Origin of the sequence: Streptomyces sp. NBC_01283, from assembly GCF_041435335.1 — a bacterium.
In the GTDB taxonomy this organism is placed as follows: domain Bacteria; phylum Actinomycetota; class Actinomycetes; order Streptomycetales; family Streptomycetaceae; genus Streptomyces.
This window is the reverse complement of sequence record NZ_CP108430.1, coordinates 3,520,648-3,537,486: the sequence shown is the minus strand read 5'-3', so window position 1 is coordinate 3,537,486 and position 16,839 is coordinate 3,520,648. Positions and strand designations below refer to the sequence as shown.

At 70.6% G+C, this 16,839-nt stretch carries 12 protein-coding genes; 4 read left to right on the top strand and 8 right to left on the bottom strand.

The window, feature by feature from the left end:
- Positions 1-227: 227 nt before the first annotated feature.
- Positions 228-644 carry an ATP-binding protein gene (locus OG302_RS15965; protein ID WP_371527402.1) on the top strand — a complete coding sequence of 139 codons (417 nt, stop codon included), beginning with the start codon at positions 228-230 and terminating at the stop codon, positions 642-644.
- Between the two features lie 166 nt (positions 645-810).
- Complete coding sequence (locus tag OG302_RS15960; RefSeq protein WP_371527401.1) at positions 811-3,447, top strand: SpoIIE family protein phosphatase; 2,637 nt, start codon at positions 811-813, stop codon at positions 3,445-3,447.
- A gap of 60 nt (positions 3,448-3,507) precedes the next feature.
- On the opposite strand, the gene OG302_RS15955 is transcribed toward OG302_RS15960, so the two are convergent.
- Together OG302_RS15955 and OG302_RS15950 are read right to left on the bottom strand one after the other, a co-directional pair.
- Positions 3,508-4,221, bottom strand: coding sequence for a PspA/IM30 family protein (locus OG302_RS15955; protein WP_371527400.1), 714 nt, complete (start codon positions 4,219-4,221; stop codon positions 3,508-3,510).
- A gap of 103 nt (positions 4,222-4,324) precedes the next feature.
- Positions 4,325-6,418 carry a TPM domain-containing protein gene (locus tag OG302_RS15950; protein ID WP_371750135.1) on the bottom strand — a complete coding sequence of 698 codons (2,094 nt, stop codon included), beginning with the start codon at positions 6,416-6,418 and terminating at the stop codon, positions 4,325-4,327.
- Between the two features lie 359 nt (positions 6,419-6,777).
- On the opposite strand from OG302_RS15950, the gene OG302_RS15945 reads away from it, so the two are divergent.
- The gene (locus tag OG302_RS15945) at positions 6,778-7,500 is read left to right on the top strand and encodes a DUF4232 domain-containing protein (protein WP_371527399.1); all 723 of its coding nucleotides are present in this window, start codon (positions 6,778-6,780) and stop codon (positions 7,498-7,500) included.
- A 138-nt stretch (positions 7,501-7,638) separates the two neighbouring features.
- On the opposite strand, the gene OG302_RS15940 is transcribed toward OG302_RS15945, so the two are convergent.
- The 6 genes from OG302_RS15940 to OG302_RS15915 form a co-directional block, all read right to left on the bottom strand.
- Positions 7,639-8,322 (bottom strand): phosphotransferase, encoded by a 684-nt coding sequence (locus OG302_RS15940; protein ID WP_371527398.1) that lies wholly within the window; start codon positions 8,320-8,322, stop codon positions 7,639-7,641.
- Between the two features lie 52 nt (positions 8,323-8,374).
- Positions 8,375-9,610, bottom strand: a complete 1,236-nt coding sequence (locus OG302_RS15935) for an alpha/beta hydrolase family protein (protein ID WP_371527397.1) — start codon at positions 9,608-9,610, stop codon at positions 8,375-8,377.
- Between the two features lie 216 nt (positions 9,611-9,826).
- Positions 9,827-10,672, bottom strand: coding sequence for a succinate dehydrogenase/fumarate reductase iron-sulfur subunit (locus tag OG302_RS15930; protein ID WP_371527396.1), 846 nt, complete (start codon positions 10,670-10,672; stop codon positions 9,827-9,829).
- Positions 10,669-12,606, bottom strand: a complete 1,938-nt coding sequence (locus OG302_RS15925) for a fumarate reductase/succinate dehydrogenase flavoprotein subunit (RefSeq protein ID WP_371527395.1) — start codon at positions 12,604-12,606, stop codon at positions 10,669-10,671. The genes OG302_RS15930 and OG302_RS15925 overlap by 4 nt, the downstream gene beginning before the upstream one ends.
- Entirely contained in the window at positions 12,606-13,439 is an 834-nt protein-coding gene (locus tag OG302_RS15920) for a hypothetical protein (protein WP_371527394.1), read from the bottom strand. Before OG302_RS15920 ends, OG302_RS15925 begins: the two co-directional genes overlap by 1 nt.
- 92 nt (positions 13,440-13,531) lie before the next feature.
- Positions 13,532-13,846 (bottom strand): hypothetical protein, encoded by a 315-nt coding sequence (locus tag OG302_RS15915; RefSeq protein ID WP_371527393.1) that lies wholly within the window; start codon positions 13,844-13,846, stop codon positions 13,532-13,534.
- A gap of 414 nt (positions 13,847-14,260) precedes the next feature.
- On the opposite strand from OG302_RS15915, the gene OG302_RS15910 reads away from it, so the two are divergent.
- Positions 14,261-16,603 (top strand): ABC transporter family substrate-binding protein, encoded by a 2,343-nt coding sequence (locus tag OG302_RS15910; protein WP_371527392.1) that lies wholly within the window; start codon positions 14,261-14,263, stop codon positions 16,601-16,603.
- Positions 16,604-16,839 lie beyond the last annotated feature (236 nt).

Below are 16,839 nucleotides of genomic sequence, written 5' to 3'. Positions count from 1 at the left end.
GTCACTGCGAGGCGTCGGGCGTCACCGCGCGGCGTCGGATGCCGCCGAACGTGATCGGATGCCGCCGGTCGGGGGAGCGCGCGAGGCCATGTCTCGCCGCACTTGAGCCCCATCTACGCCGTTCGTGCCACAGTGCGCCCAGGTAAGCGGTAATTCCGCCGGGATATCGGGTATGTGCCCATTAACCCCATGAAACCGGACAAGGGTCCGCTGTTGCTGGTCTGGAAGTGATCGGCGTGATCGACACCGAAGGCGACTGCGCCGAGTGGGATTTTCCCGCAGACCCCGGCGCCGTGCGCATGGCCCGTGCCGTCGTCCGCAAACAACTCGGCGCCTGGGGCCTCGCTGCCCTCGGTGACATCACCGTCCTCCTCGTGAGCGAACTGGTGACCAACTCCCTGCGGCACGCTTCGGGCCCCATCGGGGTACGGCTCGTACGCCCGGCCGGTCCTTCGGGCACTCTTCTCGTAGAGGTCTCCGATCCGCTTCCCGACCCGCCCCAGGAGCGCGACGCCGCACCTGATGACGAGGGGGGCAGGGGTATCCAGTTGGTGGCCCGTGCTTCGCGGCGCTGGGGGACACGACAGGGCAGGACGGGGAGAACGGGGAAGACGGTGTGGTTCGAGCTGGTGCTGCCGGGTTAGAAGACTGGCAGCGTGGGACGGACACAAGGCGGTCACGGGCCAAAAAGAGTTGAGTCCGTGCTGTGATCGTGAACGCCGTGTGGCGTGGCTCCGTAGTGCTGGATACTGCGGGCAGCTGCACCCGGTGACCGGTGCCGGACGTGGTGAGCTGGAGGGGACGGTTCGCGTGAGCGAGATACCAGCGAAGGCGACGGAGCAGGACGGGCCGTCGGATGACGCTAGGGGCGAAGCTGCGGATGATGTGATGTGGCAGAGCAGTCCACCCGGTTCGATCTACGACTACATCAAGGTGGCCTCGTTCTCGATCGGCCCCGACGGGCTCATCGACCAGTGGAGCCTGCGGGCCGAGCGGCTGTTCGGCGTGGCTGCCGACGACGCCGTGGGCAGGGACCCGATCGAGGCGTTCGTCCCGGCCGAGCTGCGCAGCAGCGGGCACCGCAAGATGGCGGAGATCCTGGACGGCAGGGAGTGGACCGGATCCGTCCCCTTCCGGGCGCCCGCACGGTCCGAGAAGCCTGACGGCACCGGCGGGCCCGCCACGGAGTCCTTCGGGGGCTCCGAAGGGATCGCCGAGGTCTATGTCATGCCGACCGAGACGGAGGAGGGTGAGCGGGCCGCCGTCTGCATCGTCGTCGACGTACGGGCGCTGCGGCAGATCGAGACCGACCTCGCCGCCTCGCAGGCCATTTTCGGCCAATCTCCTTTCGGCTTCCTGTTGTTCGGCACGGACCTGAAGGTGCAGCGGGCCAACCGCCGCTTCGCCGCGGTCTTCGGGGGCGGCGTCGAGGACCACCGCGGCCGTACGGTCCACGACTATCTGCCGCGGCACGAGGCCGACCGCATGGCCGCCGCCCTCAAGCGCGTGCTGGAGACCGGCGACTCCGTCACGGACATGCAGATCGTCGGCCCCGCACCCGGCAGCAAGGAACGCCGCCACTGGTCGATCAACCTCTACCGGGTGCACAGCGGTTCCGGCCGCCCCATAGGCATCGCCGGCCTCGGCACCGACGTCACGCAGCGGCACGCCGCCGCCCGCGAGGCCGCTCACGCCCGCCGCAACCTCGCCCTGCTCAACGAGGCGGGCGCCCGGATCGGCAACTCCCTCGACCTGGAGACGACCGCGCGCGAACTGCTCGACGTCACCGTTCCCGGCTTCTGCGACCTCGCCTCCGTGGACCTCTACCAGGGGCTGCTCGACGGCGACGAGACACCTCCCGGCCTCGCCGACGGAAGCGCCGACCTGCGCCGCGTCGCCTACGCGAGCGCCGTCGCCGACGCACCCTTCCCGCAAGGGGGCACCCCCATCGACGTCGGTGCCGTGCACCGGTTCGGCTTCACCTCGCCCTGCGCCGACGCCCTGCGCACGGCACGGCCGCGGCTGGTCTCCGGGGCCGACGAGGGCTCCGCGAGCAGGCTCACCGGCGGGCTCATCCAGTCCACGCTCGCCGTGCCGATGGTCGCCCACGACACCGTCGTCGGCCTCGCCCAGTTCTCCCGCACGAAGGGGAGCGAGCCCTTCGGGGAACGCGACCGCGCCCTCGCCGTCGAACTCGCCGCGCGCGCCGCCGTCTGCATCGACAACGCCCGCCTCTACCGCCGCGAGCACGAACGCGCGCTGATACTGCAACGGTCCCTGCTCCCGCCGGACGACCCCGAGGCGTCCGGCCTGGACATCGCCTGCCGCTACCTCCCGGGCAACGCGGCCACCGAGGTCGGCGGCGACTGGTTCGACGTCATCGAACTTCCGGGCCACCGCACCGCCCTGGTCGTCGGCGACGTCATGGGCCGCGGCCTGCGCGCCGCCGTCGCCATGGGCGAACTGCGCACCGCCGTACGCACCTTGGCGCTCCTTGACCTGGAGCCCGCCGAGGTCCTCTCCGCGCTCGACGAGATCGCCCGCGGCCTCGGCGACCCCTCGGGCACCCAGCAGGCCACGAGAGCGGCCCGTCAGACGCGTTCCGCGAGCGAGACGGACCTTTCCGAGGTCTACCTCGCCACGTGCGTCTACGCGGTCTACGACGCCGTCACGCGCCGCTGCACCTTCGCCAACGCCGGTCACCTGCCGCCCGTGCTCGTCGAGCCCGGCGAATCGCCGCTCATGCTCGACGTGCCGCCCGGCATGCCCCTGGGCGTCGGCGGCGAGCCCTTCGAGGAGGTCGAGGTCGAGCTGCCCGAGGGCGGCCTGCTCGCGCTGTACACGGACGGGCTCGTCGAATCCCGCGACCATCCCCTCGACGAGGGCCTGAACGCCTTCGTACGGGCGCTCGACGACCCCGCGCCCGCCCTCGAGGACGTCTGCGACCACGTCCTGAACACCCTCGACACCCACCACGGAGAGGACGACATCGCCCTGCTCATGGCGCGCATCCAGGGACTGCCCGCCGAGGCCGTCGGCGACTGGACGCTGGAGCGCGACCCCAAGTCGGTGGGCCGGGCGCGCGAACTGGCCTGCGAGCAGCTGCGCTCCTGGGACCTGGACCCCCTCTGCGACACGACCGAACTGCTGGTCAGCGAGCTGGTCACCAACGCGCTGCGGTACGGAGAGGGCGACATCCGGGTACGGCTCCTGCTCGACCGCACCCTCGTGTGCGAGGTGTGGGACGCGGGCCTCGTCCAGCCGCGCCGCCGCCGGGCGCGCGACACGGACGAGGGCGGGCGCGGGCTGCAGCTCGTCGGCCTGCTGAGCGCCGCGTGGGGCTCGCGCAGGACGCCGCGCGGCAAGACGGTGTGGTTCGAGATGCCGTTGCCGGACAGCGGGGTGGAACCGATGGACGCGGCGGAGGCACTGCTCAGCCTCTTCTGATCAGCTTCTTCTGATCGGACTCTTCTGAGGGGCCTCGTGCCGTGCGGGCAGGGTGTGCCGTTACGTCGTGGCCTTCAGGGCGGCGAGACGGGCGGCGACCTCCGCCTCGTCGCCCATGCTGTCCAACTGCTCGAACTGGGCGTCGAGAGAGGACGCGGCGAGCTCCTGCTTCCCCAGCGCCCTGGCCTCCTCGCGGCGCACCTTGTCCTCGAAACGGCCCAACTCGCTTGCCGGGTCCAGGACATCGATGCTCTGGGCGGCGTCCAGCATCTGGTTCTGCGCCTGCGCGGTCTTGGCACGGGCGACCAGCTGATCGCGCTTCGACCGGAGCTCGGTCAGCTTGATGTGCATCTGGTCGAGGCCGGACTTCAGCTTGTCGACGACCTCCGTCTGGGAGGCGATCGTCGGCTCGGCGTCCTGGGCCTCCCGCTCGGACTGCAGCTGCCGCTGCAGCGCGACCTTGGCGAGTCCGTCGAACTTGTCGGCCTCCACGGCACTCCCGCCGGACCGCAGCTCGTCCGCCTTCTTGCTGGCGGCGATCGCCTTTGTGCCCCATTCGGCAGCCGCGTCCTGGTCCTCCTTGTGGTCCAGTTCGAGCATCCGCAGATTGCCGATGGTCGTCGCGACGGCCTCCTCCGCCTCCTGGATGTTGTTCGTGTAGTCGCGGATCAGCTGGTCGAGCATCTTCTGCGGGTCCTCGGCCTGGTCGAGGAGGGAGTTGATGTTGGCCTTGGCGAGCTGGGCCACGCGTCCCAGGATCGTCTGCTTCGTCATGACGGACTCCTTCTTATGAGGCTTGTGAGGGGGGTGAGAGGCGGAGAGGGAGGGGTGGTGTGGGGGAGAGGCGTGGGGGAGAGGCTTGAGGGAGAGGCGTGGCTCAGAACCTTCCGCCTCCGCCCATCCGCCCCCGGGTCCCGCCGCCGCCGAAGCTCCCGGGGCTGCCGCCGCCGAAACCGCCCCCTCCGAAGCCGCCTCCTCCGCCACCCGACCCGCGCCCGCCCATGCCTCCGAAGAGCTCGCCGAGGATGATGCCGCCGAGGACCGCGCCGCCCATGCCGCCGCCGCGCCCACCTCCTCCTCCTCCGTAGGGGTTGCCGTAGCCGCGTACGTCGCGTTCCGCGAGCTGTTGGGCCTGGCGGGCCTGGGCGTCGGCCTGTTGGGCCTCCGCGAGCGCCGCGGCGGCATCGGTGTCCTGGGCGGCCTCCGCGCCCGAGAGGTGCCGCTGGGCCTCGGCAAGCCGGGTCCGCGCCTCGCTGCCCACCGCGCCCCGGTGGGTGTCGATGAAGTCCGCCGCCGTTCCCACGGCGCTGCGCGCGGTGAGCAGGGCCTGGCCGAGCAGGGCTGCGGCGCGCCGACCGGTGACCTCGCGTTCGCGGGCGCCCCTGAGGGACTCGTCGAGGACCGTGTCGGCCTCCTCGACCCGGCGCAGGGCGTCGATCGGGTCGTGCGGGCCCGCCGCCATGCTCGTGCGGACCTCGGCGACCACCGTTTCCGCGCGGGCGATACGGCCGCGCAGGTCAGCCGTGGAGGCGCCCGCCATGGTGCCTTCCAGGAGGCCGCGCGCCTCGGCGAGGTCGGTCTCCGTCTCGGTGAGCGCGGCGGGCAGCTTCTCCGCGGCCAGCGCGAGCTCGTCGGCCAGCCGGTCCACGGCGTCCACGAAGGTGCCCGCCTGGTCGACGGCGCCCTCGGCGGCACGCAGGTGGACGGCGGCCTTGCCGTTGTCGCCCGCGTCGATGGCCTGGCGGGCCTCGTTCAGGTGGGTCGTGGCGAAGAGGAGGCGGTCCTTGGCCTGCTCCACGTGGCCAAGGACGGGCGCCGAGGCCGACGGTGCGTACTGTTCGCGGATCTTGCCGAGGGTGGTCTCCGCCGCCGTGGTGCGGCCCGTGACCTGCCGGAACACCTGCTCGGCGTGGGTCAGGGCCCCCGTGACGTCGCGTTCGAGCGCGCGCAGCTGGTCGAAGCCCGCGGCTTCCGCGTCGAGACGCCGGCCCGCCTCGGTGCAGCGCGCGACGATCTCGTCCAGCATCGTGCGTCTGGTCGCGTCGTCCTCCGGATAGGCGTCGTCCAGCTGCTGGCGCAGCTTGAAGGCCTTGGTCAGCTCGGAGCGGGCGTAGGCGAGAGCGTCCGTGAAGGGCCGCACCGCCTCGTCGCCGAACTGGGCGGTGGCGAAACCGAGCTCCTCCGCACTGGTCCGGATCGCGTCGTCGGTCTCCACCAGGAGCTGCTTGCTCTGCTTGTCGAGCTCCGGGAGCGGTGTTTCCTGCCCGCCCGCCGCCCCCGTGCCCCAGCCGCCGCCTCCGGGCGTCGTACGCGTGTGGGCGCGCTTCTTGCGGCGGCTGTACGCGACTGCCGCGAGGGCACCCGCGCCGCCGACCGCCACGATGGGCAGGACGAGGTCACCGGCGGCCGTTTCGTCCCCGTTGCCGTTGCCGTTGCCGCCCGGATCGGCGGCTCCGGGGGTGGGCGTCGGAGTGGGAACGGGCCGGCCGGAGAGCACCGCGCGATATCCGTTCGCCGCACCGATGGCCGCGCCTGCCCAGTCGTTCTGCCGCAGCGATGGCTTGATCGCGGTGGTGGCGACGTCCTGGAGCTGCGCCTCGGTGAGCCGCGAACCGGCGTCCACGGAGTAGGCGTACTGGCGGTCGTGCGTGGCGACGGCGAGCAGCGCGTCGTCCAGACCGAGTCCGTTGCGCTCGGCGGTGGCGTCCGCCCAGTCCTGCGCGCCCCGCCCGGAGAAGTCGCGTACGTAGACGACGAAGAGCTGGAGGCCGCGGTCGTCGTAGAGCTGGTCGAGCGCCCGTGCGGTGGCGCTCTTGCGGCTGCCGAGCGCGCCCACCTTGTCGGTGATCTGGCCGTCGCGGGAGAGCGTGACCGGGTCGTCGGCCGGGGCGGCGAGTGCTGCGGGGGCGGACAGGAGCAGCAGGCACCACGTGAGCAGTGCGGTGGCTGCCGCTGTCGCCCGCACGGCTATGTGCGAGGGCGGCGTCACATTTGGGAGCGTATGGCCGTCTTGTGGGGTGCGCGACCGGGGACAACGGGCGGCGCCCCGCCCGCGCCACCTGGGTGAAGGCCTCGGCGGCGCCTTGCACGTCCTCGCCCTCTCCCGTGCGACTGCCGCAGCCGCGTCCCGCTCGGCGCCAAGTTCCCTTTCCGGACCCGATCAAGACCGCGCGCCAAGCCGGTTCCTCGAATTTCCCGGTCTCTTTCCGCTGGTCACGGGTGCGTTAGGCGGATGTTAGTGGGACGGGAACCCAGCATTAGCGGCCTCGATCAGAGTCGGTGTCGTTCCCAGGGAGGGAACGCCACCCACCACCTACCGGGGGATACGCCATGCGCTCCAACACCACCATCCGTGGAAACCGCCGCCACACCCTCCGCGTCGCCGCCGCGGTCCTGACCATGGCCGCGAGCCTCTCGCTCACGGCCTGCAACGGCGATGACACCACGGGGCAGGGTGACCCCTCGGCGGCGTCCAGCGCGTCCTCGTCAGGCGGCGGCTCCGGCAAGGACGATGCGGGTTCGGGCGGCTCGGGTGGTTCGGAGCAGGGTGGCGGCAAGGACTCGGCGGGCAAGGACTCGGGCGGGCAGGGCACGGCGGCCGGTTCCGGTTCGGGTCAGAACGCCTCGGTCGGCAAGTGCCGTACGGACGACCTGGACATCTCGGCGTCGGACACCACCATCGACGGCGACAACGAGGGTTCTGTCGCGGTGACGTTCCTGAACAGTGGCGGCAAGGGCTGCGTGCTGTCCGGGTTCGCTGGCATCGACCTGAAGACCAGCGAGGGGAATCTGTCCGCCGAGCGCACGGGGCAGCCGGCCGACCGGATGGTCCTGGCGGACGGCAAGTCGGTGTCCTTCAACATCAGCTACCCGATGAACGACTCGGGCGGCTCCGGCGTCAGCATCACGGGCCTGGTCGTGACCCCGCCCGGGGAGACGAAGCCGTACTCCCTGGAGTGGCCGGGCGCCGCCACCCTGCCCGTCACCGACGGCTCCGGCTCCCCGGTCAAGGTCGGCCCGATCGGCAGCGCCGGCCAGGGCGGAGCCCAGTAGACCGCGCTCGGCTGGCTCTTCACCTTCCTCGCCTTCTTCACCACGACCATCGAACGACCGCAGCAAGGGCCCAGGGCGATCGCAAGCGCCTTGGGTTCCTCCCGTTCATTGGGTTCCTCCTGTTCAACGGGCGCCAGGTCACTGGTGCAGTTCCAGCACCAGTTCCCCCGCCGCCTCCAGCCACCGCACCTCGTCCGCCCCCAGCGTCGGATTCGCCGCCCGGCGTGCGCGGGCCTCAGCCAGGTGGTTCTCGGCCGTGGCCCTGACATCGACCGCCGCGTCCGTCAGGAGCGTGGCCAGAGCGACACGTGACCCGGCCGCCTCGGGTCTGCCGCTCACCGCGACCTCCGCGAGGATCAGCGCCGACATCGCCCAGTCGAGGCCGGGCGGGCCCTCCTCCGTGGTGGACCAGTCGATCACCACCGGCCCCTCCGGGGTGAGGATCACGTTCTCCGGGTGGAGATCGAGGTGCAGGACACGGTCCGCGGGCGAGGTGGACGAGCGGGCCGGAAGGGCGTGCAGCGTGTGCAGCAACCTGGCCAGGATCACCGCCCCCTCCTCCGGTGTGAGCGCGCCCCGCATCGCCGCCTCCGCCATCGTCGGCCCCGTCAGCCGTCCCATGACCAGGTCGGTGTGCGCTGACCCGGGTTCGGCCGGGCGGACCGGCGGTACGGGATACCCGTGCTCCGACAGATACGCCATGACGGCGGCCTCCTCCGTCGCGTCGGTTCCGTCCCGATACCGCCGCAGCACCCATGTGTCGTCCAGCGCGAAGACATCCGCGGTGCGTCCCGAGCCGAGCAGTCGATCAGTCATCCCCATCCCGGGAGCGTAAGCCGACTCCTCCGCAGGCGCAGGGGATCACCGCCCCGGCTCAGCCCGTGAACTCCACCTCCGGATACTTCCCCGAAGGCCCGTCGAGCAGGTGGTCGTCCTGGCCTCGCAGCCAGCGGTCGAAGAACGACGTGGCGTAGGCCCGCTCCGCCGCTATCGCGCGATCCGGGTCGACCGTGCCGGTGTTCTCCTCCATGACCTCGCGGTCCGCCCCGGACTGCGGCAGCAGCGCGGCGAGGTCCGTGTACGTCTGGTGCTTGGAGCCGCGCAGGGTGAGGTTGTGCTTCCAGCCGGTGCTGTGTGACCAGAACGCACGCCACGACGGTTCCGTGGTCCGGTCGCTGCCCATCAGGAGGAACGGGCCGGTCAGGCCATGCTCGGCCACCGGCGTCAGGTTCGTGCCGTTCGGCTCGGGGTTGTTCTCCAGGGTGCCGTCCATGTTCATGCCCGCCTTGACCCGGCCGTCCTCGTACATGGTCTCGGCGGCCGCGATTCCGCCCGCCGACTGGCCGAGCATGCCCACCCGCTTCTGGTCCACGACCTTGGACAGGCCGTGCGGCAGCGAGCCGAGGCGGTCCATGACGAACTTCGAGTCGGCCACCCGGACGTCCAGGACCTTCTTGAGCAGCGCCGGTACCGCTTCCTTCCGCTGCGCCTCCCCGAAGGCCTTGATGAGCGGGGCGTCGTCCTTGACCGAGCCGTCGGGGAACTGCACCCCCGGCGCCTCATAGGTGTGGTCGATCGTCACCACCACATAGCCGCGGCTCGCGAGCTCCTCGACCATGGAAGTGCCCCACGTCCGCGGGTCGTTCGCGCCCGCCGCGTACAACAGGACCGGGCGTCGGCCCCCGCTCGTGTCGGCCGGGGCCCCCTCCCGCGCGTGCGTACGCATCGCTGCGAAGTCGATCGCGTCCTTGGGGATGCCGTGGGGCGCTGTCGCGTTCCAGCGCTCCGCCGCTCCCGGCGTCATGTACGGAGCGAGGTGGTGCCCGCCACTGCCCTTCTTTCCCGCCGCCGGATACCAGACGCTGATCATCAGCTCTCGGTACGGCACGGATTTCACCCAGGGGTCGTGCCGTGAGGTGTCGACGAGGCGGGTCGACAGCGTGCCGATCCGGTGCGGTCCAGTGGGCGCCGGGAGCTTCGCCTCGATGCCCGTGGGGCGGGCCTGCGCGGGGCCTGCGGGCCGGGGGCCCGCATGGGCGGGGGCCGGGGCGGCCAGCATCGACGCCGCCAGACCGGCCGCCGCGAGGCCGAGCACCGACCGCCGGGTCAAGGCCGAACGCGCAGCCGCGGGCAAAGCCGAACGAGTCACTGCCGAGGAAGAGTTCATGCCTCAATGCTGATCTCGCCCGGGCCCCGTGACCATGGGGGAAATCTTGAGTCTTCGGCCTGGGGGATTACCCCCAGGCCCTCAGACCCCCAGCCATCCAGACCCGCCCCTCACCGTTAGCGCCGCAGCGCCGCAGCGCCACCGCTCGCCGCAGCGCCCCTACTGCTCCCCCCGCCGCCGGATCTTGTTCCCGAGCCAGACCAGCGGATCGTACTTCCGGTCAACTGCCCGTTCCTTCAAGGGAATCAGTGCGTTGTCCGTGATCTTGATGCCCTCCGGGCACACCTCCGTACAGCACTTGGTGATGTTGCAGTAGCCGAGCCCGTGCTCGTCCTGGGCGGTCTGCTTGCGGTCGATGCCGGTCTCCGCCGCCGCGTCCAGCGGGTGCATGTCCAGCTCAGCGACCCGCATCAGGAAGCGCGGCCCCGCGAACGCCGCCTTGTTCTCCTCGTGGTCGCGCACCACATGGCACGTGTCCTGGCACAGGAAGCACTCAATGCACTTGCGGAACTCCTGCGAGCGGTCCACGTCCGCCTGCATCATGCGGTACTCGCCGGGGCCGAGGTCGGCGGGCGGCACGAAGGCCGGCACCTCCCGTGCCTTCGTGTAGTTGAAGCCGACGTCCGTCACCAGGTCCCGGACCACGGGGAACGCCCGCAGCGGCGTCACCGTGATGACGTCCTCGCGGTCGAACACCGACATCCGCGTCATGCACATCAGCCGCGGCCGGCCGTTGATCTCCGCCGAGCACGAACCGCACTTGCCCGCCTTGCAGTTCCAGCGCACCGCCAGGTCGGGGGTCTGGGTCGCCTGCAGGCGGTGGATGATGTCGAGGACGACCTCGCCTTCGTTGACCTCGACCTTGAAGTCCTCCAGGTCGCCGCCCTTTACGTCCCCGCGCCAGACCCGGAACCGCGCGTCGTAGGACGTACTGGAGGGAACTGGCGTATTGGAGGGACCCGACGCACCGGAGGGACCCGACGAACTCGGCGTAGCTGTACTCACTCGTAAAGCTCCTCTTCGGCCAGGTACTTGACCAGCTCTTCCTTCTCGAAGAGAGCAAGCAGGTCGGGACGGATGGGCTCGGTGGTGATCCGCACCAGGTCGATCTGGCCGTGCACGGGATCCGTCGCCGCAAGCCCGCCGGAGGGGTCCGTGAGCTGGCAGAGCAGATTCGCGCGGCGCCATTCGCGGTTCATGCCCGGATGGTCCTCGCGGGTGTGCCCGCCCCGGCTCTCCGTGCGCTCCAGGGCGGCCCGTGCCACGCACTCGCCGACGAGCAGCATGTTGCGCAGGTCGAGCGCGAGGTGCCAGCCGGGGTTGAACTGGCGGTGGCCCTCGACACCGGCCCGCCGCGCCCGTACCCGCAGTTCCGCCAGCTTCTCCAGGGCCTGTTCCATCTCGGCCTCGCGGCGGATGATGCCGACCAGGTCGTTCATCGTCTGCTGGAGTTCCTGGTGCAGGGTGTACGGGTTCTCCGGCGTCGCCCCGTCCTCGGGGCCCTCCGCGCTGAACGGCCGCAGCGCCTCGGCCGCCGCCGTGTCCACCTGGACGTCGTCGATCACCGGCCGCGCGCCCGCGCCGGTGAGCCCGGAGGCGTACTGCGCCGCGTGCAGTCCCGCGCGCCGTCCGAAGACGAGCAGGTCGGAGAGGGAGTTGCCGCCGAGCCGGTTGGAGCCGTGCATGCCGCCGGCGACCTCTCCTGCCGCGTACAGGCCCGGTACGCGCTGTGCCGCGGCCGTGTCCGACTCGACCGCGATGCCGCCCATCACGTAGTGGCAGGTCGGTCCGACCTCCATGGCCTCGGCCGTGATGTCGACGTCCGCCAGTTCCTTGAACTGGTGGTACATGGACGGGAGCCGGCGCCTGATGACCTCGGCGGGCATACGCGTCGACACGTCCAGGAAGACCCCCCCGTGCGGTGAGCCGCGACCCGCCTTCACCTCGGAGTTGATGGCGCGCGCCACCTCGTCGCGGGGCAGGAGTTCCGGAGGCCGCCGGTTGTTGTCCGGGTCCTCGTACCAGCGGTCGCCCTCGTCCTCCGACTGGGCGTACTTCTCCTTGAAGACGTCCGGTACGTAGTCGAACATGAACCGCTTGCCCTCGGAGTTGCGCAGTACCCCGCCGTCGCCGCGCACCGACTCGGTGACCAGGATGCCCTTCACCGACGGCGGCCAGACCATTCCCGTCGGGTGGAACTGCACGAACTCCATGTTGAGGAGGGGCGCCCCGGCGAGCAGCGCGAGCGCGTGGCCGTCGCCCGTGTACTCCCACGAGTTCGACGTCACCTTGAAGGACTTGCCGATGCCGCCCGTCGCGAGGACCACGCTCGGGGCCTCCAGGACGAAGAAGCGGCCCGACTCGCGGTCGTAGCAGAACGTGCCGCTGACGCGCTCGCCCTCCTTGAGCACCCGTGTGACCGTGCACTCCTGGAAGACCTTCAACCGCGCTTCGTGGTCACCGAATTCGCGCTCGTCCTCCTGCTGGAGGGAGACGATCTTCTGCTGGAGCGTGCGGATCAGTTCGAGGCCGGTCCGGTCGCCGACGTGGGCGAGCCGCGGATACTCGTGCCCGCCGAAGTTGCGCTGGGAGATCCGCCCGTCCGCCGTACGGTCGAACAGGGCTCCCCAGGTCTCCAACTCCCAGACCCGGTCGGGCGCTTCGCGCGCGTGCAGCTCGGCCATCCGCCATTGGTTGAGGAACTTGCCGCCGCGCAGGGTGTCGCGGAAGTGGACCTGCCAGTTGTCGCCGGAGTTCACGTTGCCCATGGAGGCCGCGATGCCGCCCTCGGCCATCACCGTATGGGCCTTGCCGAACAGGGACTTGCAGATCACGGCGGTACGGGCACCCTGTTCACGTGCCTCGATCGCGGCCCGCAGGCCCGCCCCTCCGGCTCCCACCACGACAACATCCCACTGCTGCCGCTCCACTTGAGACATCAGAACAACCTCGGATCGTCGAAGACGCCGGACGCGATCAGATACACGTAGAAGTCGGCGAGCGCCACGCTCACCAAGGAGGCCCAGGCGAGCAGCATGTGGCGTGCGTTGAGTTTTCCGACCCACTGCCACATGCGGTAGCGCACGGGGTGCTTGGAGAAGTGCTTGAGCTTGCCGCCGACGATGTGCCGGCAGGAGTGACAGGAGAACGTGTACGCCCAGATCAACGTGATGTTGACCAGGAAGACGAGGGTGCCGAGGCCCATGTGGCCCCACTCGTAGTGCTCATCGCGGAACGACAGCACCGTGTCGTACGTGAGGATGCCCGCCACCGGGACCGCCGCGTAGAAGAAGTAGCGGTGGATGTTCTGCAGGATCAGCGGGAAACGGGTCTCTCCGGAGTACTTCTTGTGCGGCTCGGCGACCGCGCAGGCGGGCGGTGAGGCCCAGAAGCCGCGGTAGTAGGCCTTGCGGTAGTAGTAGCAGGTCATCCGGAAGCCGAGCGGGAAGATCAGGATCAGCAGGGCGGGGGACAGGCCCCACCAGCTGCCGAAGATCTCCCAGTTGGGCCCTGACCGCATCGGCTCGCAGTTCTCGGCGAGGCACGGCGAGTAGAACGGCGAGACGTAGGGCGCCGCGTAGTAGTCCGCGTTCGCGAAGGCCCGCCACGTCGAGTAGACGATGAAGGCGAGGAGGCCGGCGGCCGTCGCGGCGGGCGCGAGCCACCAGCGATCGGTCCGCAGATGGGCAGCGCTGATCGCGGCGCGCGTCGCCGCTCGTACGCCGCCCGGATCCTGACCGCTTTTCAGATGGGGTTCCGTGCCAGTGGCCAACGAGGCTCCACTCCTTTGTCCTCAGATCGGCAGTCCTCAGAAGATCGGCAGTCCTCGGTTCGGTGGCGGCCCTCAGGGCGGGGTGCGGCGCCTCAAGGAGCGCGCCGGTCGCTCGCGCCCAGGCCCTCGTCGTCCGAGTCCGTCCACAGGGAGCTGTCGTACGGCGTATCGGGGATGGTGACCAGGTCGGGGCGGTTCGCCGGGGCTCCGGCGAGTCCGGGGGCCGCGGCGCGCAGCAGCGCGACGCTCTCGCGCAGATGGTCGGCGTCCGTGCGGACGCGGCGCACGTCGATCCCGGCAAGACCACCCTGGGAACCCTCGCCGACCTGCTGCTCCAGCTTGCCGACGGTGCGGACCAGATCGTCGACGCATCGCTGAACAGCCGTCAGATCATCCTGCAGAGCCATGACTTGCCCTCACTTCAGGGGTGCGGCGGCAACGTTCATGCGCCTGCGAGTGTCGCGCGTCACATCCCGGCTTGTGAAGGGATCTGCCGGGATTCCCGGCTCGTACGCATGGAAACGCGCCGCCGGAACGCGCCGGTGAACCGCGCCGGGGTGTACGCCGCCCGCCCCGGCCGCGCGTCGGGTGCGCGCCACGGGCTGCGGGCCACATCCGGTCACGCTGGGTCACGCGCGATCACGCGTGGTTGGGCCGCACGAGTGGGATCTGGCACCCCCACGCCGTGTCGCCCCCGCGTGCCGGGGCCCGTCCCCTTCAGTGGATCGATAGATGTGATCAGCTCCATATACCGCCAAACGTGATCAAACCCGGCCCGGTCCTGGTAGCGGGCGGCCGGGCGAGCCCCGGAGGTACCCGTCATGTCCCCAGACCGCGCCAGACTGAGATCTGCCGTGTTCCTCGCCACGGGCGTACTAGCCCTGCCCGCCCTCGCCGCCTGCAGCTCCCAGGACGAGGCAGGCGCCCCGACCGCCGGCCAGGACATCGCGCCCGCAGCCCGGGATCTCGTCGCCGACGGCGGGACCATGAACTGGGCCGTCGACGCGCTGCCGGAGACCCTCAACTCCTTCCAGTCGGACGCGGATGCGGGCACGTCGCGGATCGCGGGGGCCGTTCTGCCGTCGATGTTCCGGCTCGACGCGCAGGGCAGGTCGCAGCAGAACACCGATTTCCTGGAGTCCGCGAAGGTCGTGGAGAGCGAGCCCAAGCAGGTCGTGCTCTACAAGCTCAACCAGCAGGCGGTGTGGAGCGACGGCCGGGAGATCGGCGCCGATGACTTCGCCGCGCAGCAGCGCGCCCTGTCCGGGAAGGACAGCGCGTACTGGACGGCACGCAACGCGGGCTACGACCGCATCGAGAAGATCGAGCAGGGCGAGAACAACCTGGAGGTGCGGGTCACCTTCAACAAGCCCTACGCGGACTGGCGTTCGCTCTTCTCGCCGCTGTATCCGAAGGAGGTCATGGGCACTCCTGACACCTTCAACGACGGTGCGCGGCGCAAGCTCAAGGTGAGCGCGGGTCCGTTCGCGGTGCAGGACTTCGACAGCAAGGCGGACGAGGTCACGCTGGTCCGCAACCCGCGCTGGTGGGGCAGGCCCGCGAAGCTCTCCAAGCTGGTCCTGCGCGAGGTGCCGCGGGAGAAGCGGGCCGCCGCGCTGGCGGAGGGCAAGGTCGATCTGGCCGAGATCGAGGCCCCCGAGGCCCGCCGCATCGCGAACGCGGCGCGCGACAAGGGCGCCCAGGGGCCCCTCAGCCACGGCCCCGAGTCGCAGCTGACCCCCGCGAAGGCGCTGCGCTCCTGGGCGGTGGCCCACGGCTCCGACGAGGAGGCGGCCGACACCGAGCAGCAGGCCCGCCAGCGGACCAACAAGGCGATCAAGAAGTACGCCACCGAACAGACGGGCCTGCGGGGCTACACCGTCCGCAAGTCCCTCGAACCGGCCTACACCCAGCTCGCCCTCAACGGCACCGAGGGCCCGCTCGCCGACGACCGGGTACGGCGCGCGGTGGCCCGCGCCCTCGACCGCGATGAGCTCGCCAAGGCGGTCCTCTCGCCGCTCGGCCTGCCCGCCGTGCCGGTCGGCAGCCACCTGGCCCTCGCCGGGCAGCAGGCGTACGCGGACAACAGCGGGGCCCTCGGGGACCAGGACACCACCGAGGCGCGGGCGCTGCTCGCCGACGCGGGGTGGACGCCGGGCGGTCCGGTGAAGGAGCCGAAGGGGAAGACCGCCGGGGGCGAGGCGGACGCCAAGAAGGCGAAGGCGAAGGCGGAATCCGACTCGGACTCGGCGGAGGACTCCTCGGAGGACTCGGGCGACGACGGCTCGTACGTCGTCGGCGAGGACGACCAGAAGCCCGGAGACAGCGGCACCTCGGTGCTCGCGCCCGCTCCCGCGGCGGCCTACCAGCAGGCGGCGCTGACCCGCCAGGCGGCGTCCCTCACGGCTCCGGGCGAGGCGGACAAGGAAAAGAAGAAGGACCCCAAGAAGCACTCCGAAAAGGCCGAGAAGGCGGAAAAGGCGGAGAAGCACTCCGAGAAGCACTCGGAGAAGCAGGCGGCGAAGGGTGGTGCGCCCGGCGCGTACGCCCCCAAGGGCACCGCGGCACCGGCTGCCACCCCGGCGGCGGGCGGCCCGATGGCCAAGGACGGCAAGCCCCTCACCCTGCGCTTCGTCCTGCCGTCCGGCGACGGTTCGGAATCGCTCCGGACGGTGGCCGACCGGATCTCGCGGATGCTGGAGAAGATCGGGGTCCGCACGGAGACGGCGAAGGTCGCCGACGACAGTTACTTCAAGGACCACATCGCGTCCGGTCAGTACGACCTCGCCCTCTACTCCTGGCCCGCGTCGGCCTTCCCGGCCACGGACGCGCGCCCGATCTTCGCCAAGCCGGTGCCGGCCGCGGACGGCTCGCTGAACGTCGAGCAGAACTACACGCGGGTCGGTACGGATCACATCGATCAGTTGTTCGATCAGGCGATGGGGGAGCTCGACGAGGACGAGAGCCGTGCTCTGGTCAAGAAGGCCGACGCCCGCATCTGGGCCGAGGCAGGATCGATTCCTCTCTATCAGCGCCCCCAGCTGATGGCGGCCCGCACGAACCTCGCGAACGCGGGTGCGTTCGGATTCCAGGTCCCGAACTACGAGGACATGGGCTTCCTGAAGCCGGGCGCCAAGCCCTCGGGCAAGCCCGCGGCGAAGTAGCTCCGCCGCAGGTCACGCTCAGATTCCGCTCAACTCCCTTGCCCGCCGGCACCTCCGGCGGGCAAGGTCGTTCCCGCCCATTGACCCGGGACACCCACCCCTGCCCCATCGCCACGATCGAGTGACAACACAGCGATCCACCCCACGGGTACGCCACGGGCTATAGCGTTGGTGCTATGACCTGAGGTGCCGTCGAACTGAAGCCGGAAGGCTTCTGCTGCGGAGGCGGCCGAGGA

Coding starts and splice junctions, on each gene's coding strand:
- OG302_RS15910 (WP_371527392.1), top strand. CDS start 14,261: ATGTCCCCAGACCGCGCCAGACTGAGATCTGCCGTGTTCCTCGCCACG.
- OG302_RS15925 (WP_371527395.1), bottom strand. CDS start 12,606: ATGTCTCAAGTGGAGCGGCAGCAGTGGGATGTTGTCGTGGTGGGAGCC.
- OG302_RS15915 (WP_371527393.1), bottom strand. CDS start 13,846: ATGGCTCTGCAGGATGATCTGACGGCTGTTCAGCGATGCGTCGACGAT.
- OG302_RS15940 (WP_371527398.1), bottom strand. CDS start 8,322: ATGGGGATGACTGATCGACTGCTCGGCTCGGGACGCACCGCGGATGTC.
- OG302_RS15945 (WP_371527399.1), top strand. CDS start 6,778: ATGCGCTCCAACACCACCATCCGTGGAAACCGCCGCCACACCCTCCGC.
- OG302_RS15955 (WP_371527400.1), bottom strand. CDS start 4,221: ATGACGAAGCAGACGATCCTGGGACGCGTGGCCCAGCTCGCCAAGGCC.